This window comes from Chamaesiphon sp. VAR_69_metabat_338, from assembly GCF_031423935.1.
Classification (GTDB): domain Bacteria; phylum Cyanobacteriota; class Cyanobacteriia; order Cyanobacteriales; family Chamaesiphonaceae; genus Chamaesiphon.
The window spans coordinates 1-2,611 of the sequence record NZ_JANPGM010000403.1 but is presented as its reverse complement, the minus strand read 5'-3'; the positions used below and the strand labels follow the sequence as shown (position 1 = coordinate 2,611).

The window sequence follows — 2,611 nt, the reverse complement described above, 5'->3', positions numbered from 1 at the left end:
CCCTGTCTTGTCTCGCTATACCGTCGGGGAACCCGACGAGCGCGAGCCGCAACTCCCAACCCCCAACTCCCAACTGACTACATGACTAATGTTACAGATCGTCCCCGCACAGCAGACGCACCAATACTACCCGGTAGTGATTGGCGATTGTTATTGAGGTTAGCACCCTACGCGCGGCGCAGTGGCAAATTATTTATCATCTCCTTGGTTTTGCTCGTGCCGTTAGCGATTTCTAATGCCGTACAGCCGTTGATTATCGGTCAGGCAATTTCTAAAATTAGGAATGAGAAAACCTGGGATTTTGTGAGCAATTTATCCATGTTAGATGGGTTAAATTTACTAACTTGGTTGCTGCTCGCCACAGTAGTAGTTAGATTAATTCTGACGGCAGTCCAAGGTTATACATCGCAAAGAATCGGCCAACAAATTACCGCCGATATTCGGAATGACTTATTCGATCGAGTCACTTCTTTAGCGGTTCGATTTTTCGATCGGACGCCCGTGGGCAAGTTGATTACGCGATTGACTAATGATGTCGAAGCACTAGGGGACGTGTTTACGACTGGAGCGATTGGAATTGTCAGCGATCTATTCTCGATCTTGGTGACAATCTACTTTATGTTTAGGCTCCAGTGGCAAATTGCCCTAATGTTGCTAGTAATGTTAATCCCCGTTGGGGCAGTAGTAATTTACTTCCAGCATCAATATCGTCAAGCCAATTATCGCAGTCGAGAGGAATTATCCCTCCTCAACTCGATGGTGCAAGAGAATATTGTCGGTATTAATGTCGTCCAATTATTTCAACGCGAACAATATAATGCCGAACTGTTTCGGACAGTCCGCGATCGATATATTCAAGAAATTGATAAAACCAATTTTCACGACTCGGCGGTGTCAGCGACATTAGAGTGGATTTCGCTGGTGGCGATCGCGGCAGTATTATGGTTGGGTGGCTTGCAGGTACTCGATCGCACCCTCGATTTTGGTCAGTTATCAGCGTTTATCTTGTACGCGCAACAACTCTTTCAACCGTTGCGACAGTTTGCGGAAAAATTCACGGCCTTTCAATCGGGATTTACCGCCGTCGAGCGGATTAACGATATTTTGAACGAACCGATCGAAATCAAAGATATCGATAATGCTCAAAGTCTGCACATGACGCACCTCGATAGTGCCTCCCAGGGCGAGATTCGATTCGAGCATGTGTGGTTTGCTTATAAAGATGATGACTACGTGATTCGCGATCTAGATTTCACCATCAAACCTGGTGAAAAAATTGCCCTCGTCGGGCCGACTGGTGCGGGGAAAAGCTCGATTATTCGCTTGCTCTGCCGCCTGTATGAGCCGACAAAAGGTCGGATCTTAATCGATGGCGTCGATATCAATAATATTACTCAAGCCGAATTACGCCGCTATCTGGGCGTGATTTTGCAAGATGGCTTTTTGTTTGCCGGGGATGTGCGCACGAATATTACCCTGGGGGAAACTTATACCGAAGCGGAAATCCTTCAAGCAGCTCGATCGACCAATGTCGATCGATTTATTACCCAACTGCCCCAAGGCTACGATACCCAACTCCGCGAACGCGGCTCGAATCTCTCGGCTGGGCAAAAACAGTTGATTGCCTTTGCCCGATCGATTATTCGCAATCCCCGCATCCTGGTACTCGATGAAGCAACCGCAAGTCTAGATGTCGGCACGGAAGTCTTAATTCAAGAAGCCTTGGATCTGGCGATCGCCGATCGGACGGCGATAATCATCGCCCACCGTTTATCGACGATTCGGAATGTCGATCGGATTTTTGTGCTCAAACAAGGGAGCTTAATCGAATCTGGCTCCCATGACGACCTTCTCGCCCAAGGTGGTTTGTATGCCAGCTTGTATCAATTGCAAATGTTGGGCACTTAGAGCGATGGCTGTCGGGAATGTCAAGGTTCGTGACTTTTACCCTTAGCAAATTAATATTTGTAAAAGTATTGACAAGATTGGATGAAGACCGTATTATTGATTTAGTGTGAGGAGCGAATCAAGAAGAAGACCGAGACGAAACACGGCCAGTCGTCGGTCTTCTTTTTGGTTTTATCTCTATTCAGAATTTCGGTAATTATAAAAGGATGGGTTGGTAGAGCTTGCTTTACCAACCCATTCCTTTTAGGCATTGAGAATAAACTTTTCGATCGCTACAGCCGCACCATCCGCATCAACACTGGGTGCCACCCAATTGGCGATCGATTGGACATCACTGGGCGCATTGCCCATCGCCACACCGATTCCGGCATAACCAATCATTTCGACATCATTATAGTTATCGCCGATCGCCAGGACATTTGCGGCGGTGATGCCGAGTAATTCCTGGGCAACGTAGTCGATCGCGCTGCCTTTATCGACACCCGATTGCGTAGTTTCGAGAAAGATCGGGACGGAGGTGGTGATATGTAGGTCGGCTGGCGCGTAACGTTGCCGCAGATCGGTCAGGAGGTGCTGGATCAGCGCGATATCTTCAGACATGGCCAAGATTTTGGTCGGACTCCCGATTAAGGCCGATCTCAAATCGCCAATGGGTGTGACACCAATGCCGCTGCGTCCGAGATATAGCTCCGTATCGCTGTCG

2 protein-coding genes are annotated in these 2,611 nt (G+C 48.0%); one reads left to right on the top strand and one right to left on the bottom strand.

Translation table 11 applies throughout. The features are described 5' to 3' along the window. Positions 1-81 precede the first annotated feature (81 nt). Positions 82-1,908: an ABC transporter ATP-binding protein gene (locus RMO84_RS11210; RefSeq protein WP_310488547.1), complete on the top strand. Its 1,827-nt coding sequence runs from the start codon at positions 82-84 to the stop codon at positions 1,906-1,908. 243 nt (positions 1,909-2,151) lie between these two features. On the opposite strand, the gene RMO84_RS11205 is transcribed toward RMO84_RS11210, so the two are convergent. Next, the coding region (locus tag RMO84_RS11205) for an HAD-IIB family hydrolase (protein WP_310488546.1) at positions 2,152-2,611 on the bottom strand (460 nt) is incomplete at its 5' end.